Source organism: Actinoalloteichus sp. GBA129-24 (assembly GCF_001941645.1).
Lineage (GTDB): Bacteria > Actinomycetota > Actinomycetes > Mycobacteriales > Pseudonocardiaceae > Actinoalloteichus_A > Actinoalloteichus_A fjordicus.
The window spans coordinates 1,833,600-1,857,117 of record NZ_CP016077.1 but is presented as its reverse complement, the minus strand read 5'-3'; the positions used below and the strand labels follow the sequence as shown (position 1 = coordinate 1,857,117).

At 70.1% G+C, this 23,518-nt stretch carries 22 protein-coding genes and 1 riboswitch; of the genes, 13 read left to right on the top strand and 9 right to left on the bottom strand.

From position 1 onward, the window contains the following. Positions 1-70: 70 nt before the first annotated feature. Positions 71-1,417 (top strand): YihY/virulence factor BrkB family protein, encoded by a 1,347-nt coding sequence (locus tag UA75_RS08435; RefSeq protein ID WP_075739778.1) that lies wholly within the window; start codon positions 71-73, stop codon positions 1,415-1,417. 104 nt (positions 1,418-1,521) lie between these two features. Here the strand turns inward: UA75_RS08435 and UA75_RS08430 are convergent, their stop codons facing one another. Continuing rightward, a complete protein-coding gene (locus UA75_RS08430) occupies positions 1,522-1,785 on the bottom strand; it encodes a DUF3039 domain-containing protein (RefSeq protein WP_075739777.1) in 264 nt (87 codons plus the stop codon). Between the two features lie 39 nt (positions 1,786-1,824). On the opposite strand from UA75_RS08430, the gene UA75_RS08425 reads away from it, so the two are divergent. From UA75_RS08425 to UA75_RS08415, 3 genes are all read left to right on the top strand, one after another. Beyond that, positions 1,825-2,748 (top strand): pseudouridine-5'-phosphate glycosidase, encoded by a 924-nt coding sequence (locus UA75_RS08425; protein WP_075739776.1) that lies wholly within the window; start codon positions 1,825-1,827, stop codon positions 2,746-2,748. Continuing rightward, positions 2,745-3,668: a carbohydrate kinase family protein gene (locus UA75_RS08420; protein WP_075739775.1), complete on the top strand. Its 924-nt coding sequence runs from the start codon at positions 2,745-2,747 to the stop codon at positions 3,666-3,668. Before UA75_RS08425 ends, UA75_RS08420 begins: the two co-directional genes overlap by 4 nt. A gap of 167 nt (positions 3,669-3,835) precedes the next feature. Continuing rightward, a complete protein-coding gene (locus tag UA75_RS08415) occupies positions 3,836-4,657 on the top strand; it encodes a sporulation protein (RefSeq protein ID WP_075739774.1) in 822 nt (273 codons plus the stop codon). Positions 4,658-4,864: 207 nt separating this feature from the next. On the opposite strand, the gene UA75_RS08410 is transcribed toward UA75_RS08415, so the two are convergent. Next, complete coding sequence (locus UA75_RS08410; protein WP_075739773.1) at positions 4,865-5,191, bottom strand: DUF3099 domain-containing protein; 327 nt, start codon at positions 5,189-5,191, stop codon at positions 4,865-4,867. Positions 5,192-5,371: 180 nt separating this feature from the next. On the opposite strand from UA75_RS08410, the gene UA75_RS08405 reads away from it, so the two are divergent. The 3 genes from UA75_RS08405 to UA75_RS08395 all read left to right on the top strand — a co-directional run bounded on the left by UA75_RS08405 (position 5,372) and on the right by UA75_RS08395 (position 7,851). After that, positions 5,372-6,040, top strand: coding sequence for a lysophospholipid acyltransferase family protein (locus UA75_RS08405; RefSeq protein ID WP_075739772.1), 669 nt, complete (start codon positions 5,372-5,374; stop codon positions 6,038-6,040). 134 nt (positions 6,041-6,174) lie between these two features. Next, entirely contained in the window at positions 6,175-6,600 is a 426-nt protein-coding gene (gene dtd / locus UA75_RS08400) for a D-aminoacyl-tRNA deacylase (RefSeq protein WP_075739771.1), read from the top strand. A gap of 276 nt (positions 6,601-6,876) precedes the next feature. Continuing rightward, entirely contained in the window at positions 6,877-7,851 is a 975-nt protein-coding gene (locus UA75_RS08395) for a sigma-70 family RNA polymerase sigma factor (RefSeq protein ID WP_075739770.1), read from the top strand. A 1,043-nt stretch (positions 7,852-8,894) separates the two neighbouring features. On the opposite strand, the gene UA75_RS08390 is transcribed toward UA75_RS08395, so the two are convergent. Continuing rightward, positions 8,895-9,362: a hypothetical protein gene (locus tag UA75_RS08390; RefSeq protein ID WP_232237677.1), complete on the bottom strand. Its 468-nt coding sequence runs from the start codon at positions 9,360-9,362 to the stop codon at positions 8,895-8,897. 214 nt (positions 9,363-9,576) lie between these two features. Between UA75_RS08390 and UA75_RS08385 the strand changes: the two genes are divergently transcribed. Further along, on the top strand, positions 9,577-10,299 hold the full coding sequence (locus tag UA75_RS08385) for a hypothetical protein (protein WP_157434062.1): 723 nt from the start codon (positions 9,577-9,579) through the stop codon (positions 10,297-10,299). A gap of 101 nt (positions 10,300-10,400) precedes the next feature. Here UA75_RS08385 and UA75_RS08380 read toward each other — a convergent pair whose 3' ends face one another. Then, the gene (locus tag UA75_RS08380) at positions 10,401-10,784 is read right to left on the bottom strand and encodes a VOC family protein (protein ID WP_075739767.1); all 384 of its coding nucleotides are present in this window, start codon (positions 10,782-10,784) and stop codon (positions 10,401-10,403) included. 192 nt (positions 10,785-10,976) lie between these two features. Here UA75_RS08380 and UA75_RS08375 point away from each other — a divergent pair, with 192 nt between their 5' ends. The 3 genes from UA75_RS08375 (at position 10,977) to UA75_RS08365 (ending at position 13,618) form a co-directional block, all read left to right on the top strand. Next, on the top strand, positions 10,977-11,894 hold the full coding sequence (locus UA75_RS08375) for an SPFH domain-containing protein (protein ID WP_075739766.1): 918 nt from the start codon (positions 10,977-10,979) through the stop codon (positions 11,892-11,894). A gap of 4 nt (positions 11,895-11,898) precedes the next feature. Further along, the gene (locus tag UA75_RS08370) at positions 11,899-12,141 is read left to right on the top strand and encodes a hypothetical protein (RefSeq protein WP_075739765.1); all 243 of its coding nucleotides are present in this window, start codon (positions 11,899-11,901) and stop codon (positions 12,139-12,141) included. Between the two features lie 388 nt (positions 12,142-12,529). After that, the gene (locus UA75_RS08365; RefSeq protein ID WP_075739764.1) at positions 12,530-13,618 is read left to right on the top strand and encodes a 3-deoxy-7-phosphoheptulonate synthase; all 1,089 of its coding nucleotides are present in this window, start codon (positions 12,530-12,532) and stop codon (positions 13,616-13,618) included. A gap of 205 nt (positions 13,619-13,823) precedes the next feature. Here the strand turns inward: UA75_RS08365 and UA75_RS08360 are convergent, their stop codons facing one another. Together UA75_RS08360 and UA75_RS08355 are read right to left on the bottom strand one after the other, a co-directional pair. Continuing rightward, entirely contained in the window at positions 13,824-14,294 is a 471-nt protein-coding gene (locus UA75_RS08360) for a hypothetical protein (RefSeq protein ID WP_075739763.1), read from the bottom strand. A 94-nt stretch (positions 14,295-14,388) separates the two neighbouring features. Continuing rightward, on the bottom strand, positions 14,389-15,195 hold the full coding sequence (locus tag UA75_RS08355; protein WP_232251178.1) for a sulfite exporter TauE/SafE family protein: 807 nt from the start codon (positions 15,193-15,195) through the stop codon (positions 14,389-14,391). A gap of 253 nt (positions 15,196-15,448) precedes the next feature. Between UA75_RS08355 and rpsT the strand changes: the two genes are divergently transcribed. Then, complete coding sequence (rpsT, locus tag UA75_RS08350) at positions 15,449-15,709, top strand: 30S ribosomal protein S20 (protein ID WP_075739762.1); 261 nt, start codon at positions 15,449-15,451, stop codon at positions 15,707-15,709. A gap of 314 nt (positions 15,710-16,023) precedes the next feature. Here the strand turns inward: rpsT and holA are convergent, their stop codons facing one another. Beyond that, the gene (holA, locus tag UA75_RS08345; protein WP_075739761.1) at positions 16,024-17,004 is read right to left on the bottom strand and encodes a DNA polymerase III subunit delta; all 981 of its coding nucleotides are present in this window, start codon (positions 17,002-17,004) and stop codon (positions 16,024-16,026) included. 379 nt (positions 17,005-17,383) lie between these two features. Beyond that, positions 17,384-17,513, top strand: a riboswitch (SAM riboswitch). Between the two features lie 11 nt (positions 17,514-17,524). Between holA and thrC the strand changes: the two genes are divergently transcribed. Then, on the top strand, positions 17,525-18,787 hold the full coding sequence (gene thrC / locus UA75_RS08340; RefSeq protein ID WP_075739760.1) for a threonine synthase: 1,263 nt from the start codon (positions 17,525-17,527) through the stop codon (positions 18,785-18,787). A 1,336-nt stretch (positions 18,788-20,123) separates the two neighbouring features. Here thrC and UA75_RS08335 read toward each other — a convergent pair. Together UA75_RS08335 and UA75_RS08330 are read right to left on the bottom strand one after the other, a co-directional pair. Continuing rightward, entirely contained in the window at positions 20,124-22,493 is a 2,370-nt protein-coding gene (locus UA75_RS08335) for a ComEC/Rec2 family competence protein (RefSeq protein WP_075739759.1), read from the bottom strand. Next, complete coding sequence (locus tag UA75_RS08330; RefSeq protein WP_083683023.1) at positions 22,490-23,464, bottom strand: ComEA family DNA-binding protein; 975 nt, start codon at positions 23,462-23,464, stop codon at positions 22,490-22,492. The genes UA75_RS08335 and UA75_RS08330 overlap by 4 nt, the downstream gene beginning before the upstream one ends. Between the last annotated feature and the right edge of the window lie 54 nt (positions 23,465-23,518).

Below are 23,518 nucleotides of genomic sequence, written 5' to 3'. Positions count from 1 at the left end.
GGTCGGCGACTCGCCGAGCGGACGGCCGGTGATCGGCGGAGACAGTCGATGAACCATCCTGGACATCACCATGGACCAGGTCGACGACACCGACGCTGAGCAGCAACGCGACGGGACCGCCCGAGGACGTACCCGACTCGCCACGCTGTCCCGACGGACGCTGCGCCGAGCCTGGGAGGACGACATCGGCGCGGAGGCGGCCGAAGCCGCGTTCTGGTCGACGCTGTCCCTGCCGCCGCTGCTGCTCGGCGTGCTCGGCAGCATCGGATTCGTCGGCGGCTGGTTCGGCCCCGAGGTCGTCGCGGAGGTCCAGGCCCAGATCCTCGCGTTCTGTGCACACGTCTTCAGTCCGACGCTCGTCGAGGAGATCATCGCCCCGACCGTCACGGACATCCTGACCCAGGGCAGGGGCGGCATCGTCTCGCTGGGCTTCCTGACCTCGCTGTGGGCAGGCTCGTCGGCGATGGCGTCCTATATCGACGCCGTCACCGTCGCCTATCAGCAGTACGACGTCCGCAATCCCGTCTGGCAGCGGATGGTCGCGCTCCTGCTCTACGTGGCGGGCCTGTTCATGGCGATGATCACGCTGCCGGTGCTGGCGCTCGGACCCGATCTGCTCATCTCTCTGCTGCCGGACTCGTGGCAGCCGGGGATCAACCGGCTTGGCGACTGGATGTACTACCCGATCGCCGGACTGCTGCTCACCCTCACGATCACGACGCTCTACAAGGTCGCCCTGCCGCGCAAGCCGCCGTGGCACCGAGGGCTGCCCGGCGCCGTGCTGGCCGTGGTGGTCTTCCTCGCCGCCGGGGTCGTGCTCCGTCGCTACATCGCCTGGGTCTCCGACACCGGCTACAGCTACGGAGCGCTGAGCGCGCCGATCGCCTTCCTCCTCTTCACGTTCTTCCTCGGCTTCGCCATCGTCCTCGGCGCGCATGTCAACGCGGGCATCGACGAGTTGTGGCCGCCCCCTCCCACGCATCGAGAACGGCAGCGCAGACGACAGGAACAGTTCGACCGCGTCACGACCCGGCTGCGGCTGGAACGAGGCAGGCAGGCCTGGCGCCGACGGCATCGCGTACCAGGGCCGTGGGAGATGGAGCAGGCGACGTCGCGACAAGGCGAGTCGGGCGACCGCGCGCCGGGAGCAGGCGGTTCGGCGACCGCTGTGAGTGGCGACACGAGCGATCGGGTCGAGGCGGGACGGACGGCCGGGCCGCTCGGCACCGTGCCGGCCGAGGAGACGTCCCTCGATGCGGTGCCGACGCAGGCCGCGCCCGCCTCCACAGACGTCATCGCTGCGCGGGCCGCCGTTGCGGACCCGGTCGACACCGAGCCCTCCGTTGCGGACGGCACAACGGAGCCGGGTTCCACTACGGCCACGAGACGGGTCGACCCCGGAGACCGTGCGCCCTGACGTGGGTCGGAGACGCCGTCGCCCGGCCGAAACCCCTGCTGCGACGTGTCACCACCTGCGTGGCAGCCGGGCCGCGACGACGGGCCGAGTCCGGTCCGGGTGAGTCAGTCCTTGCCGCCGGGCGGCAGCGACTCGAAGACCTTCTTGCAGTCCGGGCACACCGGCGAACCGGGCTTCGGCGATCGAGTGACGGGAAACACCTCACCACACAGCGCCACCACGTGCGTGCCGGTCACCGCGCTCTCGGTGATCTTGGCTTTGCGCACGTAGTGGAACATCTTCGGCGTGTCGTCGCTGGTCGTGTCGACGCCTTCCGGGCGGGTGTCGACATCGGGGAGCGTCTGCGTCGGAGTACTCACATCGTCCATGATGCCCCAGGCAACCGGCCACGGACTACAGGAGGCGTTGTGACACCGAGGCAACTGGTCGTGAATGAGGAGGTCGCCGACGCCCTCGCGCAGGGACGGGGCGTGGTGGCACTGGAGAGCACCCTGCTCGCGCACGGCCTGCCCGCAGGTCGGAACAGAGCAGTCGCAGCCCGGCTGGAATCGGTGATCCGCACCGTCGGCGCGGCACCCGCGACCATCGCGGTGCTCGACGGCGTGGCCAGGATCGGGCTGTCCGACTCAGAGCTGGACCGGGTCTGCGACCCTGCCGCCGACCTGGTCAAACTGTCCCGCCGTGACCTGGGTCCCGCACTGGGCCTGCGCGGCAGCGGGGCGACGACGGTGGCCAGCACTGCCGCGCTCGCCCACGCGGCGGGCATCACCCTGTTCGCGACCGGCGGCATGGGCGGTGTGCATCGTGGCGCGGAGACGAGCTGGGACGTCTCGGCCGACCTCGACGTGCTGGCGTCCACACCGGTGACGGTGGTCTGCTCGGGAGTGAAGTCGATCCTGGACATCCCGGCGACCCTGGAGGTGCTGGAGAGCCGTTCGGTGCCCGTGCTGTCGTACCGCACCGACAACTTCCCTGCCTTCTACCTGCGCGACTCCGGCCTGCCCTCGCCGTGGCGGGTGGACAGCCCTGAAGCGGCGGCGGCCGTCGTGGCGGCCCACCGATCGTCGGTCTCCGGCCGCGCGGGCGTGGTGTTGGCCAACCCGATCCCCGCCGTGCACGAGATGCCGCAGAGCCTGCACGAGGAGCTGCTGCGCAGCGGCCTGGAGCTGCTCGCCCAGCGAGGCGTGCACGGCAAGGACGTGACGCCCGTGCTCCTGGAACACTTCCACGACGCGAGCGAGGGCGTCAGCCTCGACGCCAATGAGGAGCTCGTGGTCTCCAACGCCGAGCTGGCGGCGGCGGTCGCCGTAGCCCTCACGGATTCGCCATGACGATCCAGCCCCGCGTGGTCGTCGTCGGCGACGCCGGACTGGACGTGGTCGCCTCGCATCGAGAGCCGCTCGCCACGGGCGGCGACACGAGGGCCCAGGTCAGGCTCACGGCAGGCGGCGCAGGCGCGAACACCTCGGTGTGGCTGGCCCGCTGCGACGTGGAACCGCTGCTGGTCGCCAGGGTCGGCGACGATTCGGCGGGCAGGCAGGTGGCGGCGGAGCTGACGGCGGCGGGCGTGCGGTGTGCCTTCACCGTGGACCCGGCTGCGGCGACCTGCTGCGTCGTCGTGCTGGTCGACGCCTCCGGCCAGCGCACCATGCTGCCCGACCGGGGCGCCAGTGCCCGAGTCTCCCCCGATGACCTCGATCCGGGGCTGCTCGACGGCGCCGCAGGCCCTAAGCCCGCACATCTGCACCTGTCGGGTTACCTGCTGCTGGATCGCACGTCTCGTCCGGCAGGCGTGGCCGCACTACGGGCAGCCAGGGCAGCAGGCCTGACCACCTCGGTGGATCCCCAGGCGGGGGCGTTGTTACGGGCCCAGGGGACCGAGGACTTCCTCGCCGCCATCGCAGGCGTCGATCTCCTGTTGCCCAACACCGACGAGCTGGCGGCATTGACGGGCTCCACCGAACCCGAGTCCGCCCGCGCGCTGCTCGATCAGGTCGGCGCCGTGGTGGTCACGACCGGCGAGACCGGAGCGACCTGGATCGACGCCGACCGACAGGTCTCCGTCGAGGCGCCTTCGGTCGAGTGCGTGGACTCCACCGGCGCAGGCGACGCCTTCAATGCGGGCTTCCTGAGCAGCTGGCTGCGGGGCGCGGCACCGGACGACGCCCTGCGGGCGGGGGTCGACATGGGCAGCAGCGCGGTCCGGCAGATCGGCGCCCAGCCGCCGGCCGCCGCCTGCTCGACGGCCTGACGTCGGCGTCCTCCCCCGCAGCCACCTGCCTGCCGCGCGGTTCCCGTCGTCGATCAGGCGTCGATCTCGCAGCTCACCCTCCCTCATCCGATCGGGGGATGAGAAGATCGCGCCCGGCAAGGGCCGACGGCGAGGTCGGGGCGGCCCACGCAGGCGGAGGGGATTCCATGCTCAAGAAGGTGCTGGCCACGTTCGGACACGGTGGGGCGACCGTCGAGGTACTGCCCTCGGTACCGGAGGTCGCCCCGGGCGAGACCGTGCAGGGCGGGGTCCTGCTCCTGGGCGGCCAGACCGCCCAGGAGCTGGGCTCGCTGTCCGTCGACCTCGTCGCCGAGGTCCACATGGCGGAGAACAGCACGCTCGATCCCGCAGCGCATCCCACCGTCACGCTTCCCCTCACCAAGGTCGAGATCGGCAACCGGCGCACGATCGCGCCCGGTGAGTCGGTGATGGTGCCCTTCGAGATCGTCCTTCCCTGGGAGACGCCCATCACGATCAGCCGAAGCGGCTACCTCAGCGGAATGGCGGTGGGCATCCGCGCCGAGGCCGACCTGGTCAGGACGTTCGTCGATGCGGTGGCGATCGCGCCGATCGTGGTGACGCCGCTGCCCTCTCAGCAGCGCATTCTCGACGCGATGACCAACATCGGCTTCGTGCCCAAGGCCGCCGACCTGGAGTACAACTCGCTCCGCGGCGTGGAACAACAGCTTCCGTTCATCCAGGAGATCGAGTACGAGCCGCCGATGGAGTTCGTCGAGCACCTGCACGACGTCGAGTTGACGTTCGTCGCCCGAGCGCAGGACCTCCAGGTGGTGGTCGAGGTCGACAAGCGGGTTCGGGTGAGCAAGAGCGAGGACACCACGGCTCGGGGCGAGACGACCATGGGCGACTTCTCGCTGAGTCACACCGAGTTCGACACGGTGGACTGGGAGGACCGGCTCCAGTCCTGGCTCACGAACGTGGCGAGGACGCCTGCGATCCTGGCCTGACCGAGATCCGAGGTCTCGAGGTACTGCCGCGATGCCGTGCGTCGACGAGGCCGTCGCCTGATTCGACGACGCGGCCCGCCAGGGTCGGCATCGCGGCAGACGCGGGAGCAGGCTGCGGTCCGGCTGCTGGTGCCGGACCGCACTCCGGCAAGTCCTCGGCAGTCGGCGCCCGGGGCACGTGGTCGGGGTGCAGGCTCGGCCTGCTGCTCAGTCGGCGGAGTCGATCACCGGGTGGCTCGTGCCCTCCACCTCGCGGGCCGTCCGACGGAACCGGTTCACGTCCTCCCGCTTTCGCGGCGGCGCGTCGTTCGCGATCAGCACGGCCATCCACGGCAGCGGGATGGAGAGCAGCAGGAATCCGAGGGCGAGCCACCAGATCTGATAAGTCAGGGCCGCGGCGATCACACAGGCCAGCCGTACCGACATCATGATCGAGTATTTTCGCCGTCGTCTGGCGTGCTCGGCCTCATGAGACGGAGCCGCCTCAGTGATCAGAATCGGGCCGTCGTCCTGGTCGGATGCGCTCACGGTCATCACCCCTGCTTCAGCCGCCATCGTGCCACTCCGGCAGCCCACGGGTCAGACCGGACCACGTCGTGACGCACGTCACCGGCGACGGGACGCACGAGGGACTCGACTTGGGTGAAGATCGAGGGTCGATTCCCGGCGGCGCCGATGCCGACGATCAGGACCGAGGACTGAAGGAGAGATCAGGTGCTCTACGGGCTGACGAAGGGCGTGCTCGCGCCGCTGCTGCGGTGGGTGTTCCGTCCTCGGATCGAGGGGCTGGAGAACATCCCGACCACCGGTCGGGTGATCCTGGCCAGCAACCACCTCTCCGTCATCGACAGCCTGATCATCCCGCTGGTCGTGCCGCGCCGCGTCTCGATCCTCGCCAAGGCCGAGTACTTCGAGACCACGAGCGTGGGCGGCAGGCTGCGGAAGTGGTTTCTCGGCAGCCTCGGTCACATCCCGGTGCGGCGCGGCAACGGACGGGCCGCCAAGGACGCACTCGACCAGGCCGAGCAGGTCCTCCGCGACGGCGGGGCCTTCGCGATCTATCCCGAGGGGACCCGGTCCAGCGACGGCAGGATGTATCGAGGACGTACCGGGGTGGGTCGACTGGCCTTGAGCACCGGAGCCCCGGTCGTCCCCGTCGCGTTGAGCGGCACCGAACAGGTCCAGCCGATCGGCAGGCGGCTGCCGAGGATCAGGCCGGTCACCGTGCGGTTCGGCCCGGCGATGGACTTCTCCCGCTACGACGGAATGGCGACGTCGGTTCCGATTCAACGCTCGGTGACCGACGAGGTCGTCTACCGCATCCTCGAGTTGTCGGGCCAGGAGTACGTGGACAGCTACCACCGTCAGGCCGACGCGGCCTAAAGCGGCGCCGGAAGCCCCGGAGGACGGCCGTCCGACGTGGTCGAGGTAATCCGACCGATCGGGCGGCCTGCCCGAGGCCGCGTCCGCCCCGCGGACAGGGCGATCGCCGACCGAAGTGACGAGAGGGGTGCGCGGTGCGCGCGGTGGTGTCGAGGGTCACCCTGGCGACGGTTCGGGTGGGCGACGAGGTGGTGGGAGCGCTCGACGAGCCTGGTCTGCTCGTCCTGCTCGGTGTAACCCACACGGATGACATTTCGCGATCGGTCACGATGGCGACGAAGCTTCACGAACTCCGAATCCTGGACGGCGAACGATCCTGCGCGGACACCCGCGCGCCACTGCTGGTCGTCAGTCAGTTCACCCTCTACGGAGAGACCAGGAAGGGCCGCAGACCCTCGTGGAGCGCTGCGGCCGGGCCGGAACAGGCACGGCCGCTGGTCGATGGGGTAATCGCTGAACTGCGACGACGCGGCGCCCGAGTGGAGACGGGCCGGTTCGGCGCCGCCATGGCGGTGGAAAGTGTGAACGACGGACCGTTCACCGTCATCGTCGAGATCTAGGGGCCCAGGCGGGGCTCGACGACCCGACGCTCGGCCACGGTCAGAACTTTCTCTCAGGCGATCCTCAGGCACGGACGAGCAACCGCTGTGATGACGACGACGTCTTCTCACTGTGCGGCTCGGGAACGAATCCAGCCCTGAGCACGTTTGCCATATAGCCGACGTTCCGAATCCACGACCCGATCAACCGGCGCCCTGGCAAGGCGCTCCGCGGCGCTCCAACGCTGCGGCGTCCTGCCACAGTTTGCCGACATCCCGTGACAGGGAGGGAAGTCCATGACCATCCCGCAGACCATCCCTACCGCCGAAGCCTACGCCGAGGCCGACCTCGACGCACAGGGCCCCGCCGCCGACCTCGTACGGGTGTACCTCAACGGGATCGGCAGAACAGCGCTACTCACCGCTCAGCAGGAGGTCGACCTCGCCAAGCGGATCGAGGCAGGCGTCTTCGCCCAGCACATGCTGGACACCGCGAAGCGCCTCTCCCCGGCGCGGCGGACCGACCTGCGGGCGCTCGTGCGGGACGGTCACCGAGCGAAGAACCACCTGTTGGAGGCCAACCTCCGGCTGGTCGTCAGCCTCGCCAAGCGCTACACCGGCCGAGGCATGCCTCTGCTCGACCTGATCCAGGAGGGCAACCTCGGCCTGATCCGGGCCGTCGAGAAGTTCGACTACACCAAGGGCTTCAAGTTCTCCACCTACGCGACCTGGTGGATCCGGCAGGCGATCACCCGAGGCATGGCGGACCAGGGCCGGACCATCCGGCTGCCCGTTCACCTCGTCGAACAGGTGAACAAGCTCGCCAGGATCAAGCGGGACCTGCATCAGCGACTCGGCCGCGAGGCGACGCACGACGAGTTGAGCGAGGAGTCCGGTATTCCCGCGCACAAGGTCGGCGACCTGCTCGACCACTCGCGTGACCCGGTGAGCCTGGACATGCCGGTCGGGGCCGAGGAGGACGCGCCGCTCGGCGACTTCATCGAGGACTCCGAGGCCACCGACGCAGAGAACTCGGTGATCTCCGGGCTGCTCCAGGACGACCTTCGCCGTGTCCTTGGCACGCTGGACGACCGTGAACAGCATGTGATCCGGCTTCGCTATGGCCTCGACGACGGCCAGCCGCGCACTCTCGACCAGATCGGCCGCAGCTTCGGCCTCTCGCGAGAGCGGGTTCGCCAGATCGAGCGTGAGGTGATGGCCAAGCTCCGGCAGGGCGACCGCGCTGAGCGGCTGCGCGCTTACGCGAGCTGACGGCGCCGCCGCATCACCCGAACGGCCGCGTTGACTTGTGATTCACATCACGGCACTGTTTTGTACGACAACGTGAGCGGGGGCGGTCGGCCGTGTGCCGCCCGCTGCCGCGTCCTTCCGGGAGGTCGGACCCGTCGGGGGCGGGTCCGACCTCCCGTCCACGTGTACCGGAGACGCCCGAGCGGACACCGCCGCACCGAATCCAGGGGACGCGCCAGGCAATGCCGGTGCGCCACGCTGGTACACGGCGCTAGGAGGTGCCCGTAGTCCAGGGCCTGCCTCTCCGCCGCGACTTGCCGGGCACCAGCCATGTGCGCTGTGCGTCGGCGTGCCGGAGCAGCTGATGCCACCGGCACCGGGCACAGCGATCCGCGCCGGGTTCGCTTCGGCGGTGGGCTCGCACCAGCCCGCGGCAATAGGCGCTGACAAGCTCCGAGCGGCCCGGAGGCGGCCTCGCCTCGTGCACAGGGCAACCCAGCCCTACCGCGGGCGCAGCTGACCGGTCGCGGCGACAGGGCGGAGACCGCCAGGAGCGGACCAGCAGCACGGTGCTGCGGGATCTCCTGTGACGTGGGCGCCGTCCGGAGCCGTCTCGGTGACGGCCGTGGTCGATGCCCGCGTGCGAGCCTGCCGGGACGGCCGAGGTCATCTGGAGCCGGTGGCAGGCGGCCACCGCTTCGCCGAGTGGCTCCCCCGTCTGCCGCAGCCGACCCGTCAGACAGGCATCGGGGGCTCGCCTGGACGAACAGGCGACTCGGCCCGCCTCCGTTCGGCGAGACGCCCCGCGCGCAAACGCCGTCACGGAGGACTTCACCCTGGCTCAGCGGTCGATCTCCTCCCCAGGCCAGCGCCCGCTCGCCGAGGCCGACGACGACAGTGCCCGGCGCCGCTGATGCGGCGCCGGGGGTCCTGCGGAACCGGTTCCGGCAGCAGAACGGCGGCGAGTTCGGCACTCGCCGCCGCACAGCACAGTGCCCGGCCCCGCGTTCGCGGGACCGGGCACCTGCTGGGGGGCTGGTCAGTTGGTCATCGGAGCCGATCGCTCAGCTCGCCTCGAGGATCACCGTGCGCTCGCCGATGGGCTCGGCGAGCTCGACGCTCACCGGACGGATGCGGATGTCCATGGTGCACACCGCCTCTTCGCCGGGGCCGGTCTCGACGAGGGCGATGGTGACCGACTCTGCGGTCTCCTCCGCCAGTTCGGCGCTGACGACGGTGCAGCCGCCCTCCTGGCCGTTGGCACCGACCACGGTGCCGTCCTCGCTGGTCCACACCTCCACCGGGTAGTCGTCCGGAAGCGCGGAACTGTCCACCCGCTCGGTCGCGACCGGTGCAGCGTCGGCGGGCGCCTCCTCGATCGGTGGGATCTCGGGCGAGGACATGTCCCGGCTGTTGGACTCGGTCGTCTCGGCTTGCTCGGCCGAGGGCGTCCCGCCGTATCCGACATCGTCTCCAGTATCGGCGCACGCGGAGACTGCCAGAAGCAGGACGCCCGCACTCACTGCATTCATCAGGCGTCTCATGCCTCTAGGACGGACCCCGGGAGACCGCCGGTTGCTCCGAATGCGGTGGTTATCCGTTCGTTATGCAATCCGGCCGGGGTGCGATCCGGCATCGTGGGCCGGGAACGACCACAGAGACCGCGGCATCTGATCAGACATGAACAGCGACCGACGGCATCCTCCTCTCTCGGCTCGCCACCGTCGCCACCTCAGGCTCGGCAGCGTGCTGACGGCCGTGCTGCTGACGGCCTCCTGCGGGTTGTTCGGCTCCGGCCCGCAGGCCTGCGGCTGCGCGCTCCCGCCCGACGACAGCGAGGTGATCCCGACCGTGCAGCGGTTCGCCCAGGCGCTCGCCGAGGACGACTCGGCGGCGGTGCGCGAGTTGCTGAGCCCCGACGCGCAGGCGCCTGCTGCGGACGAGCAGGCGAGGTGGACGGCGCTGACCGACCCGGCCGCGCGCTGGATCGTCGTGTCGGATCACGCCATGAGTTACGACGCGGAGACCGCATGGCTGGTGTTGGGCACGCTTCCCGGCGGGCCGTGGGTCACGGCGGTCGTCCACGACCGCGCCACGGGCGATCCCGGCACCGTGGATCCGAGCAGGCAGGCCGGTACCCCCGCCGAGATCCTGCATGCGGGGTCCGCTCCCGTCGTCGTCCACCCGGACGACGACGGGAGCGGCATCGTCCTGCTCGTGGACGGCGACGGAAGGCTGGCACCGCTGGAGCCGCTCAGCTCCCATCCGCCGCGGCATCTCGTGGAACAGGCCAAGCTCGACCATGAACAAGGCGAGGATGCGGCCGAGGAGTGGGAGCGCCCCGAACTGCGCGAACGGAAGTGGATTCACACCGGAGAACCGCTGGCACGGGGCGACTACACGGTGATCGCGATCACGAGCCTGGCCGACGGCTGGTCGACGGGAGCCTCGACGTTGACGATCGACTGAGCCGCAGGACTGCTCGACGGCCGCAGCGGTCTCACATCGCGCCGGACGTCCCGACCGCCGGAGAAGGCGTAGGGAGGCCTCGGAGCCTGCTGCCCTACGGCCTACTCGGGCGTCCGGGCGTCCCGCCGCAACGGATGGTCTGGCGGAATCTCGACCAGGACGATCCGCATCCCGTCCGGGTCCTCGATCCAGGCCTCGTCGAGGCCCCAGGGTTCACGGCGGGCATCCCGCTTGATCTCCAAGCCGCCCTGCCGCAGTTCGTCCAACGTCGCCGCCAGGTCTCGGACCTGGAGCCACAACGACTGATCGGGGCTCGCACCCCCGCCCCCTTCGCCGGAGACTTCCAGCAGGCCGGTGCCCAGGAAGAACACGGTGCCCACCGCGAACTCGCGGTGAATCGCAAGACCGAGGGTGTCGCGATAGAAGGCGACGGTACGAGCACGGTCCACCGGCCGCACGAGGATCCGACCGCTCAAGACCTCCATCGCCTGCCCCTCTCGTCTTCCGCCCGCTCGGATGCACCCGCGTCCGAGCCTGCACCTGCCGGCGCTGAGCCTCCCAGCGTCGCATGATCGGGTAGACACGACCAGCGCTGTAGACGAGCGTCCGTCCACCCCCGTAGAAATCTGATATCAGTTTGCTATAGTCGGGGCAGTCAAGGACAACAGGAGAACACGATGACCAACACGACCTCGGCAATCGATCAGGTGGCCATGCCCGCCCCGTCGGTTCGCGAACAACGCGCCTTCGTGCTGCCGGGCGGCCTCATGGCATGCCTCGGTCTCATCCTGCTCGCCGCAGGCGTCACCGTGGGGATCATGGGGATCAACGACCAGAGCGGCCTGCTCATCGGACTCGCAGTCGGAATCCTGCTCATCGGAATCATCGTCCTCGCGGGCCTGATCATGGTGCAGCCGCGCGAGGCGCGCGTGATCCAGTTCCTCGGCCGCTACACCGGCACCGTCCGCGACGACGGCCTGCGCTGGGTCAATCCGCTCACCACCCGCACCAAGGTGTCGACCCGAATCCGCAACCACGAGACGACCGTCCTCAAGGTCAACGACGCAGACGGCAGCCCCATCGAGATCGCCGCCGTGGTGGTCTGGCATGTGGAGGACTCGGCGCGGGCGATGTTCGAGGTCGACAGCTTCGTTCGCTTCGTCCAGACCCAGACCGAGACCGCCGTTCGACACATCGCGACGAGCTACCCCTATGACAGCGACGACCCGAAGAGCACGTCGTTGCGGGAGAATGCCGAGGACATCACCGAGCAGCTGTCGACCGAGATCGGCGTGCGCGTCGAGTCGGCAGGCGTGCGAGTGATCGAATCGCGCCTCACCCACCTCGCCTACGCTCCCGAGATCGCCCAGGCCATGCTGCAGCGTCAGCAGGCGGGCGCGGTGGTGGCGGCACGGACTCGTATCGTCGAAGGCGCGGTGGGCATGGTGGAGATGGCATTGGACAAGATCGCCGAACAGGGCGTCGTCGAACTCGACGAGGAACGGAAGGCAGCCATGGTCAGCAATCTCCTCGTAGTCCTGTGCGGCGACCGGTCCACCCAGCCGGTGGTCAACGCGGGCTCGCTGTACCACTGACGCCGTGGCGGACCGCAAGAGCTTCCTACTCCGTCTGGATCCGGCGGTGCACGACGCGCTGGTGCGGTGGGCGAACGACGATCTGCGCAGTGCCAACGCGCAGATCGAGTTTCTCCTCCGCCGGTCGTTGACCACGGCCGGCCGACTGCCCAAGGACGCAGGGAAACCCGCCCGACGCGGCAGGCCGCCCAAGAAACAGACCGAGACACCTCCGCAGGCTGCTCCCGAAGGAGAGCCGGAGAAGTGAGCCCGGCGGCACCCAGGCCGCCGGGCTCCCTCTCGTCGACGGCACCTCGGGCAGACCGTCAGCCGTTCCACGACGTGCGCGGCGCACACCGCGCTCGCCCCCACGGCTGCCCACCCGCCGTGACCAGGAACGACGACGCTCCGATGAGTGGATCGACCCGGCACGCAAACTCGGTCCTGCACGTCCGGTAGCATCGCCGCCGTGCAGCGCTATTGGTGGTTTACCGAGCCGGCCCTGGATGGGCCGGGCGGCGAGACCACGCGCTGACCACAACCCCATCCAGAGCCGGCGAACAGGGATCTTCCGCCCTGTTCTCGCGTGCACTGCCCACTGACGGCAGGCCGGCTCTGATGTCGCAAGGGGTGCGGTCTGCGGAAAGGCGTCGATCATGACCAGCACGCTTCCCTCCACCTCGGATCTCATTCGAGATCGACACATCGCCGAGATCCGACCGCTGGTCTCTCCCGCGCTGCTGCGCGACGAACTGCCGCTGAGCGACCAGGCCGCGCAGGTGGTCACCGACGGCCGCGACGAGGTGATCAACGTCCTCACGGGCCGCGACGACCGTCTCCTCGTCGTCGTCGGGCCGTGCTCGGTGCACGATCCCGCAGCGGCCCTGGCCTACGCGCGTCGGCTCGCGGCGCTGGCGGAGACGGTTCGCGACGACCTGCGCATCGTCATGCGGGTCTACTTCGAGAAGCCCCGCACCACCCTGGGGTGGAAGGGTCTGATCAACGATCCCGACCTGGACGGCAGCTTCCAGGTCAACAAGGGGCTGCGCCTGGCCCGTCGGCTCCTGCTGGACATCCTCGAGCTCGGCCTGCCCGTGGGCTGCGAGTTCCTGGACCCGATCACGCCGCAGTACATCGCCGACGCCGTCAGCTGGGGATCTATCGGGGCACGGACCGCACAGAGCCAGGTGCACCGCCAGCTCTCCAGCGGGCTGTCGATGCCCATCGGCATCAAGAACGCCACCGACGGAGACGTCCAGGTCGCGGTCGACGCCATCGCCGCCGCCGGATCAAGCCATGTCTTCACCGGCATCACCGACGGCGGGCTGGCCGCCATCCTCCGCACCACCGGCAACCCCGACTGCCATGTGGTGCTGCGGGGCAGCACCGCGGGCCCCAACCACGATGCGGAGTCCGTCGCCTCGACAACGGCCCTGCTCCGTGCCGCCGGGCTGCCCGAACGGACCGTCATCGACGCCAGCCACGGCAACAGCGGGAAGGACCACCGCAGGCAGCCTGTCGTGGCTGCCGAGGTGGCCGGGCGGCTCGCGGCGGGCGAGCACGGCGTCGTCGGCGTGATGCTGGAGAGCTTCCTGGTGGCGGGCCGCCAGGATCTGGCCCCCGGCAGGGAACTCGAGTACGGCCAGAGCATCACCGACGCCTGCATGGACTGGGAGACGACCGAGTCGACGCTGCACGGGCTCGCCGCCGCCGTCGCCGAGCGCCGATCGGCCAGGCACGGCTGACCCGGAGCGGTCTATTCCGACCCCGGCCGATCGGGCTGGTCAGAGGTACGTGCGTTGCGGATGGGGCAGGGGCGACGCGGGGAGAGCGAGACGGGAGCCGACGTCGCGGAAGCGGCGGGGCGGCGGGTCAGGCAGGCCGCGCACGCTCGGAGTCAGGTTCCGGTCTCCCTCTCCCCCACGCCGCTCACGTGAAAGGCCACAGGGCTCAGACGAGCCCTTCGAAGGCGTCGTCGAGATAGGCACCGAAATCGGGGCCGCTGCGGTTCGCCAGCACGTGTCGCATCCACGCCGCGCGCTCGTATCCGATCACGGCCAACTCCCACACCTGCGCCACCAGCACCTCACGGATCTCGGAGAACTCCTCCGGCCGCTCCACCGACGAGCGGAACGACCGCTGCCACAGTTCATGAGAACGCATCCACCAGTCCACCGACACCACGCACTGGTCCCGTGAGTCATGGGCCATCAGGTAGGCGACACCGTGCGCGCCCTGATCGCCTCGGACCGACGCGAGGACCTCGACCGCGCGCGCGACACCCGCATCGACCAACTCGGCCCTCGGATATCGCGAGCCCTCGGCTATGCCGTAGCACTTGATCCGCCACCCACCTGCCTCCTCGATGCCGAGGAAACGAACCGGACGCGGGGTATAGGACGTGTCTGGCCGAGACTGCACGCGGCCATCTTCTGGCCATGGGCACCGCTTGTCGACCTTCCGGCGGGAACCGATACCGGACCTATGCGAGCGGGCGACGAACAAGGCGAGGGAGTCAGGTACCGAAGAACAGCCGAGCGCCGAGCGTCAGGGCCATCGCGGCGACCACCGACAGGAAGACCTTGCGCACGAAGGTCGAACCTCGGCTGGTCGCGAGCAACGCTCCCGAGACGCTGCCTGCGATGTTGCACACCGCCATCACCAGCCCGAGCCCCCACAGGACCTTGCCTGCCGGGATGAAATAGCAGAGCGCCCCCAGATTGGTGGCGGTGTTGACCAGCTTGGCCGTCGCCGAGGCGTGTAAGAACGCGAAGCCCAGCAGCCCCACCAGCAGGAATACCAGGAAGGACCCGGTGCCCGGCCCGGCGAGCCCATCCCAGAAGCCGATCGTCATGCCGCCGAGTCCGGCGAGCAGGATCTGCACACGCCGTCCGAAGCGCGGCGTCTCGACGGACCCGAGCGAGGGCTTGCGCCAGGTGTAGATCCCGACGGCGACCAGCGCGAAGAGCACGACCCCGTTCAACACCTGCCCCGGCAGCAGATTCGCGAACGCGGCACCGCCGACCGCTCCGCCGAACGCGATCGACGCCATCGGCACGGCGGTCCACCAGTCGATGCGAGTCCGCCGCGCATAAGTGGGAACCGCAGACGCCGTGCCTGCGAAGGCGGCGACCTTGCTCGTCGCCAGGCTCAACAAGGTGTCTCCACCCGGCATGATCAGCAGCAGGGCGGGCAGCTGAATCAGCCCGCCACCGCCGACGATCGCATCGACCGCGCCCGCAGCGAACGCGGCGGCGCACAGGAACAGCAGTGCGGCCATCGACACGTCGGCGAAGCCAGGCCAATCGAGCGGGTTGAACACCCGTCGAGCCTACGGAGCACGACCATCGTGGGAGGGGCCTCGCGGCGCGAGAATCGTCACAGCGTTCTCGCAGGTCGGCGCGCGGCAAAAGCGCTGATCCGGGGCTGTTAGACTTCGCCGTCGTGCCGTGTGGCATTCCGCTATGGAGGAAGGCTGCCAGCGACCGTCGAGCCTCGTCGCTCACGGGTCATCCCGGCAGCGCCACGACGAACGCGGCACGACAGAACACACATCGAGACCGAGGGGTTGTCGCGTGGCGAACATCAAGTCACAGGTCAAGCGGATCAAGACCAACGAGAAGGCCCGGCTGCGGAACAAGTCGGTGAAGTCCTCGGTCAAGACCGCGATCCGCAAGTTCCGCGAGGCCGCCGACGCCGGTGACAAGGCCAAGGCCGTCGAGTTGAGCCGTGAGGCCTGCCGCAAGCTGGACAAGGCCGCGAGCAAGGGCGTCATCCACGCCAACCAGGCCGCGAACAAGAAGTCGGCGATCGCGCAGCGCGCGAACCAGCTCTGAGCCGTCCCGGAAGGGCTTCGGCCCGCAAAGACCTCCGGTTCCCGACGGCGCTGTGAACGAGTCGCCGCCACGGCACCGGAAAGACGCGGGGCAGGTTTCAGCACCATCGGAAGGACGTCTCGGGTTGCCCGAGGCGTCCTTTCTGCGTCCGGCCTGGTCACAGCCATGACAGGTGTCATCGCTGGCCGTGTCGGCACCGTCGCGGGAGTGCGGTGCGCTGAACGTCGGCAGTGAGGCCCGGCTGTGGGCTCAGGCGGCTGCCGAGACCGTTGCGGACGAGCTTCGACCACCCGCCCGTCGCCGAGGGCGCGGAGTCAGTGCCGGGCGCGGGCGTCGATGATGCCGAAGACCGCGCGTTCCAATGCGTAACTCGCGTCGGCCGCCTGCCCCTTGACCTCGCCGTTGAGTCGGGCGACCAGGTGCATCGCCTCGGCGAGTCCGGCCTCCTCCCAACCGCGAACCTGGGTACGCACCTTCTTGATCTTCCACGGCGGCATGCCCAACTCCCCCGCGAGCTGGAACGGGTCGCCGTTGCGCGCCCCGCGCACCAACGCGATGCTGCGCACGGCGTCGGCCAGGGCGTCGGCGACGAGTACGGCGGGCACGCCGAGCTGGAGTGCCCACCGCAGCGCTTCGAGCGCACCGGCTCGATCGCCGGTCACGGCCTTCTCCGCGACCGCGAACCCGGTCACCTCGGCCCGGCCCCGGTGGTAGCGGCGCACCGTCGCCTCGTCGATCGGCCCCTCGGTGTCGGCGACGAGCTGAGTGGCGGCGGCGGCGAGTTCTCGCAGGTCCGACCCCACCGTCTCGACCAAGGCGGTGACCCCGCCGGGATCGATCCGTCCGCCCACCTGGCGAACCTCGTTGCGAACGAAGTTCTCCCGCTCAGCGGCTCTGGTGATCTTCCCGCACTCCCGGACGTCCGCGCCCGCCTTGCGGAGGGTGGCGGGAAGCTGCTTCGCGAGTTTGGCCCGACCACCGCCGGAATGGACCACGACCAGCACGATCCCGTCGTCGGGCTGCGGCCGATAGGAGACGAGCGCTTCTGCGAGTTCCTGTCCGGCATCCTGCGCGGCGTCCACGACGACGACCCGCCCTTCCCCGAACAGCGACGGGCTCACCAGCTCGGTGAACCGGGGGAGGGTCAGTTCGCCGGCCTTGACCCGCACCGTCTCGGTCATCGGGTCGACCTGTCGCGCCGCCTCCGACGCCGCCCGCACCGCACGCTCGACGAGCAGCTCCTCCTCACCGAGGACGAGCTGAACCGGAGCAGGTGGGGCGACTCGCGTGTTCACCCGCTCATCCTGGCACGGGTCCCCGACCGACCTCCGTGGAGTCGAGTCCGGCAGCCGGCGACCGGCCAGCCGCGACCTCGGTGTCGGAGCGGGTCCGCAGACCCCGGCGGGGCGGCGCGGTCCTCCGGGGTCGGGAAGGACCTCGTCGCAGTACAGCCGAGGTACGGACGTGGCATGTCCGACGTCGGCGCCGCGCTGTGCTCGCCGCTCGGGTCTGCCCTGGTCGGCAGCCGGGATTGCACCTGGTCAGTCGGACCGCCCGCTCGTCGGCCCGGCTCGACGTCCCCCAGGGCACCTCCGAGGCTCGGCGGTCCCACACCTCGGACAGAGGGTGGTTTCGACCCGTTTCGATGCCCTAGGGTTGGTGACACAACTGAACACTTCATCCAGAGGGGTAGAGGGTCCGGCCCTGCGAAACCCCGGCAACCGGCGTCGACAGCCCGGCCGCGTCCAGCGGCATTCGACGATCACGGTGCCAATTCCGGCCCGCGCTGCGGGAAAGATGAGGAGAGGCCTCGCGATGACGACGACCCTGCGCACGCCCACGAACGCCACGCTGGACCTTGGTCCCGCCGCCGCCCTGTCCTGTCGGGAATGCGGGAATCGAACTCCGCTGGCCGCCGAGTTCGCCTGCGCCGAGTGTTTCGGGCCGCTGGAGGTGGCCTACGAGTTCGGCAGGATTCGCCGGGAGGACATCGAGGCCGGGCCTCGATCGATCTGGCGGTATCGCGGGCTTCTCCCGGTGCCCGCCGACGTCGACGACCACGCCAACACCCAGCCAGGCCTCACCCGACTGGTTCGCGCCGATCGCCTCGCCGCCGAACTGGGGTTGAAGAACCTGTGGGTCAAGGACGACACCGGCAACCCCACCCATTCGTTCAAGGACCGCGTGGTCGCCGTGGCACTGGCCGCCGCCCGTGAATTGGGCTTCCAGGTCTTGGCCTGCCCCTCCACCGGCAATCTCGCCAACGCCGTCGCCGCCGCGGCGGCCAGGGCGGGCTGGCGGTCCATCGTGCTGATCCCCTCCTCCCTGGAGCGGGCGAAAGTGCTGACGACCGCCGTCTACGACGGCGCGCTCATCGCCGTGGACGGCAACTACGACGACGTGAATCGACTCGCCACCGAGCTGGCCGCCGAACACGAGGACTGGGCGTTCGTCAACGTCAACGTGCGGCCCTATTACGCCGAGGGCTCGAAGACACTCGCCTTCGAGGTCGCCGAACAACTCGGCTGGCGGCTGCCAGAACAGATCGTCGTGCCGATCGCCTCCGGGGCCCAGCTCACGAAGGTCGACAAGGGCTTCCAGGAGCTGGGGACGCTCGGATTGGTGGAGCCCACGCCCTACCGCGTCTTCGGTGCCCAGGCGACCGGCTGCTCGCCGGTGTCGGCCGCGTTCCGAGCGGGCAGCGACGTGGTGCAACCGGTGCGTCCGGACACGATCGCTCGCTCGCTGGCGATCGGCGCGCCCGCCGACGGGCCCTACGTGCTGGACGCCGTACGGCGGACGGGCGGAGCGATCGAGGACGTCAGCGACGACGAGGTGGTGGCGGGCATCCGCCTGTTGGCCCGGACCGAGGGGATCTTCACCGAGACCGCAGGCGGGGTCACCGTGGCCACGACGAAGAAGCTCATCGAGGCGGGCAAGCTTGATCCGGAGGCCGAGACCGTACTGCTGATCACCGGCGACGGGCTCAAGACGCTCGATGCCATTCAGGACCATGTCGGTCCCAAGGCCACGGTGCCGCCCTCCTCGAAGGCAGTGCACGAGGCACTCGGGTACTGACGACCGGAAGCCTGTGCCGAAGCCGGACAGTCGCGCCGTCGGAGTGCAGACAGTCGTCTCCCCTCCGACGGCGCGCTAACGGCGAGGCCTGTTCCCGCCGTTCCGCCGAAGTCCTCCGGCTGGAGTGTCTTCAGTCGGGGCACCTCACGGCAGTTCGGCGCGGTGCGTCTAAGGCGGTGCCGTCCAGTCGGTCCTCTCTGGGCTTGGCGAGCAGACCCTGCACGTGGGGCCGGGCGCATTCGGCCAGGGCGGATTCGGCGGGACGAATCGGCCGGGCGCAGTCATGGAATACGTGCCGGGTCGACGCCACAGGCGAAGTCGGCGGCGAATACCGGTCCTCCGTCTCCGCTGCGATCGGGATTCGCGGGCGCGGTCGCTCGGTCCGGTCCGGAGCAGGACCGCAGTTCAGCTCCATCAGGCGCCGCTGAACTACCGGCGCCGCCCCGCTACGCCGGGGCAGGCGGCTGCCGTCGGTCGCCGCGTCTCTCCGTGGCGCGGCGATGGACGTCGGCTGCCGAATGACGGCCCGGGACGAGAAACCGCGTCTGTGTGAGCGGCGTCTGCATCTGCGGCGCCCGTGTGTGCGGCGGCAACGCCCACTCGGTGAGTGGCAGCCACGTATGCGGCGACGCCAAGCCGTCACACCCCCGGCCCAGCGGCATCGGACGTGATCGACGACCCGGTCAGGTGAACCGGACAGCGGTACCCCAGCACCGGGTAGCGCCGGCTGGCAACGGCGCGCGGCAGGCGGCATCGCCCGTCCATGACGTGGCCGACTCCGGCGCCGCGCTGAGATGCAGGCTCACATCGACCGGCCTCGTGCCGCACGGAAATGCGGCGGCGGCCGAGACCGAGACCGCCGGGGTTGTCTCCCTCCCTCCCCCTCCCCCTTCCCACCCGCCCGCCTCCACCTCCGCCCTTCCCGTTGGTTCTGCGCCGTGGCGGTTCGTTCCACCCGCCTGCCGCGTCGGCAGGCAAGACTCACCCGGCGCGCCCGCCGGGTGGCAGGTTCTGCCGTGGCATCGGCACCCGCCGGATGGCGGGACCGCCCAACTCGGCATGGGCGGCCATCCGATGTACGGCCCGTCGAGTGTCAGTACCCGAAGCCCGGCGCCCGCCGGCGGCGCCACGTCATGTCCGGGGACGACCCGAGTCGGTGCCCACGACGTCAGGGCAGGCCCAGTCGTTGTCGTCCTGTTCTCCGGCGGCGCCTGCCTTCCAGCCACCCGCCGAGCGACGCGGCGTCCCTTCTCTCACGCAGGTGGGCAGGGCAGACTGCCTCGGAGCAGCCTGCAGAGGATGCACGCTGCCGGGTCCGGCCCGAGCCGGGCACAAGCTACGGAGTGCTCTCCACCGCTCTCCTGACGACGGCCTGGTCACCGTCTCGAACCACCACGGCCACGTCACCGCCGCGATCGGTGCGCAACACCACGGCCCCTAGAGCCGACAGCTCCTCGACCACCGTGGCGCTCGGATGCCCGTAACGGTTGTCACCTCCCACGCTGATCAGAGCTGTCCGGGGCCGGACCGCCGCGAGAAACCTCGGTGAGGTGTAGCGCGAACCGTGGTGCGGCACCTTGAGGATCTCAGCGCCGACATCTGCCCCCGACCGCAACAGCTCGGACTGTCCGGCGAGTTCGATGTCGCCGGTCAACAGCACCCGGCCCGCCGGCGTGGTCGCCCGAAGCACCAGCGAGTTGTCGTTCACCTCCGTTCCCGATTCCGCGTCGACCCTCGATGAGGGGTCCACCGGCCCCAGCACCTCCAGGAGGAGATCGCTCCACGCCAGTCGACGCCCGGCCTGCAGCTCGACCACCGGTACGTCGGCCGCTGCCGCTGATTCCCGGACCCTGGTGTGCGCCCAGTCGGGAACGCGTACCGGGCCGAGAGCGATCGCCCCGACCTCCCGGCCGGTCAACGCAGAGGTGAGTCCCCCGACGTGATCGGCGTGAAGATGGCTCAGGACGATCAAGGCGATCGACCGCACCCCCAGATCGCGGAGGCAGGCGTGCACCGCCCCGGTGTCCGGTCCGACGTCCACCAGGACCACGCGACCCGGCTCTCCGGTGGCCAGCACGACCGCGTCGCCCTGCGCGACGTCACACGCCACCACCGCCCAGTCCTTCGGCGGCCAGCCCGGCGAGACAAGCCTGGCAGGCAACAGGAACAGGACCGTCACCAACAGCATCGCCACCAGGAGGACACGGACCCGCCGGAAGCGCACGATCAGCACCAGGATCAGCGCCAGCACCGTGAGCAGCACCCCGCCCGTCACGCCTGAAGGCCAGTCGATCCGGGCTGCCGGGACGGCAGCGGCGTGCCTCCCGACCAGGATCAGCCACCACACCTCCGGCCCCGCCAGATACACGAGCAGCTCGGCGGTGCCCAGATGAAACGGCGAGACCAGCGCCGCCAACACCCCGAGCAGCGTCGCGGGCGCGACCACGGGAGCGGCCAGGAGGTTCGCCAGGATCGAGATCAGACTCACCTCACCGGACAGCCCCGCGATCAACGGCGCCGTCGCGACCTGCGCCGCCACCGCGACCGCAAGGGCCTCGGCGACACCGATCGGCACTCCCCGATCCCGCAACGCCCCGGCCCAACCGGGCGCCAACAGCACCAGGCCGGCTGTCGCCGCCACCGACAAGGCGAAACCCGGATGCGTCGACAGTTCAGGCAACACCAACAGCAAGGCGATCACCGTGCCTGCCAGCGCGGGCAGCGCGCAACGCCGCCTGCCCAACACCAACGCAAGCAGGGTCACCGAGCCCATCGCCGCCGCCCGAAGCACGCTCGGCTCCGGTCGAGCCAGGATGACGAAACCGACCAGCGCCACGGCTGCGGCCACTGTGGACGGGACCGGCCCCAGACTCACCGCCCGGCAGAGCAGCAGCACCGCCCCGCACAGGATCGCGAGGTTCGCCCCGGACACTGCCGTCAGGTGAGTCAGGCCTGCCGCTTGGAACTCCTCCTCCACCTGCGGAGACTGTCCCCCGGTGTCACCGACGACCAAGGCGGGCAGCAGACCCGCCGGATCAGGGTGCAGCACCTCCGCCGCCGTGCGCAGACCGCCGCGCACCGTGTCTGCGGCGCTCTGCCACCACGAGACCGGCCCGATGTCGAGCGGCGGGCCGCGTACCCGAAGCACCGCCACCGTCAGATCACCGGGACGAGGCGGCAGCAACGCTCCCTCGGCGGTCACCTGTTGGCCCGGCAGCAGCGCCGACCAGCCGGGGTCGTCCGCGAGAACGATCAGTCGCCCACGCGTGTCGCGACGCTGTCCGTCGAGCTCCATCGCGGCCAGCCGGGCACGAACCAGCAGCCGCCCATCACCTGGATCGCCCGCGTAGCCCGCCGTCATCAGTCGAGCCGGGTCGTCGGTGAGCTGCATCCGCACCCGCGCCTCGTCGCCTCGTTCCGCGGCCTCCCGCAGCGGGTGGGCACTCGCATGGCGTTCCCGGACTCCTACCCCGACGGCCGCCGCAGCAGTCAGCAGGCCCGCCGCCAGCACGCCCGCCGTCATGCGTCGTGCGACCCGCACCCCGTGACGGGCACAGAGACCGCATCCGAGCATCACCAGACAGGCCAGGGCGCCGAAGCACGCTGCGGCGAGGTGGCCCGCGTGGATGCCGACCAGGGTCACCGCCCACACTGACAGGGCGGAGGGCACCAGCCGGAGATCCCGTCGTGCCGTCGGCCTCATCATGACGTCACCAGGTCTTTCAGCCGTTCATAGCGCGTCGGACCGATCCCGTCGACCTCCCGCAGATCCTCGACCGAGGTGAAACGGCCGTGAGCGGCCCGCCAGTCGACGATCGCCTGCGCGGTGACCGGACCGACGCCGGGAAGCGCGTCGAGCTGGGCGGCGGACGCGGTGTTCAGATCGATCGGTGCGGACCCCGCCGATGCCTGAGCGGCTCCACCGCCCACCCCGCCGCCGATCACCCCACCATCGACCTCGGCCCCCGGCGGAGCAGGCGCGTCGACGTGGATCTGCTCGCCGTCCGCCAAGGCTCGAGCGAGATTCACCGTGTCGAGATCGGCATCGGGGTGCGCACCACCCGCCGCCGCGACCGCATCAGCCACCCGAGCAGGAGCAGTCAGGGTGACCAGGCCCGGGACGTGGACCCGCCCGACCACGCTGACCACGAGCTCCGCCGCAGGCGCAGGCGTGGCGCTCGTCGACACCACCGCCGACTGCCCCGGTGATCCGTCCGCGGCCGACACACCGGACGCCGCGAGAGGCAGCGCGGGAAGCCGCTCCTCCGTCGGAGCGGGCCGCCAGAGCAGCCCGATCAGGACGACGGCCACGGCGATCACGGCGACACCACCCACCGCGAGCGCGCCGGATCGGCCCGGGTCCAGCCTGGCCGATCCGATGCCTGCCGGGACCCAGCGTCGAACGAGTCTGCCCAGCCGCCGTGGCGCGGCAGGCGGCCCGGCCCGTCCCATGCGGGTCGGACCGGGGTCGCTGCGGTGTCTGCCGCCGCCCGCCGCGACCAGTGGGGCGTCGGAGACCGGACGACGTCCTACGGCGCCGGGTCCGGTGGGACCTCGCGCGGGAGCACTCCCGCCGACGGCCGGAGTGTTCGCGCAGTCGTCCCCCGTGACGATGACGTCGAGCCGTCGTCGTGGGTCGGCGCAGGTCGGCCTGCGTGCCGTCGTCGAAACAGCCATGACGGCACCGTATGCAGGATGCGGTGGCGGGGCGGGGTTGCAAGATCAAGATGT

Bases quoted from the DNA above. Each gene is read 5' to 3' on its own strand.
- UA75_RS08395 (WP_075739770.1), top strand. From the start codon at position 6,877: ATGACCATCCCGCAGACCATCCCTACCGCCGAAGCCTACGCCGAGGCC.
- UA75_RS08365 (WP_075739764.1), top strand. From the start codon at position 12,530: ATGACCAGCACGCTTCCCTCCACCTCGGATCTCATTCGAGATCGACAC.
- UA75_RS08375 (WP_075739766.1), top strand. From the start codon at position 10,977: ATGACCAACACGACCTCGGCAATCGATCAGGTGGCCATGCCCGCCCCG.
- UA75_RS08435 (WP_075739778.1), top strand. From the start codon at position 71: ATGGACCAGGTCGACGACACCGACGCTGAGCAGCAACGCGACGGGACC.
- thrC (WP_075739760.1), top strand. From the start codon at position 17,525: ATGACGACGACCCTGCGCACGCCCACGAACGCCACGCTGGACCTTGGT.
- UA75_RS08335 (WP_075739759.1), bottom strand. From the start codon at position 22,493: ATGATGAGGCCGACGGCACGACGGGATCTCCGGCTGGTGCCCTCCGCC.
- UA75_RS08410 (WP_075739773.1), bottom strand. From the start codon at position 5,191: ATGACCGTGAGCGCATCCGACCAGGACGACGGCCCGATTCTGATCACT.
- UA75_RS08420 (WP_075739775.1), top strand. From the start codon at position 2,745: ATGACGATCCAGCCCCGCGTGGTCGTCGTCGGCGACGCCGGACTGGAC.
- UA75_RS08415 (WP_075739774.1), top strand. From the start codon at position 3,836: ATGCTCAAGAAGGTGCTGGCCACGTTCGGACACGGTGGGGCGACCGTC.
- UA75_RS08390 (WP_232237677.1), bottom strand. From the start codon at position 9,362: ATGAATGCAGTGAGTGCGGGCGTCCTGCTTCTGGCAGTCTCCGCGTGC.
- UA75_RS08380 (WP_075739767.1), bottom strand. From the start codon at position 10,784: ATGGAGGTCTTGAGCGGTCGGATCCTCGTGCGGCCGGTGGACCGTGCT.
- UA75_RS08330 (WP_083683023.1), bottom strand. From the start codon at position 23,464: ATGGCTGTTTCGACGACGGCACGCAGGCCGACCTGCGCCGACCCACGA.
- UA75_RS08430 (WP_075739777.1), bottom strand. From the start codon at position 1,785: ATGGACGATGTGAGTACTCCGACGCAGACGCTCCCCGATGTCGACACC.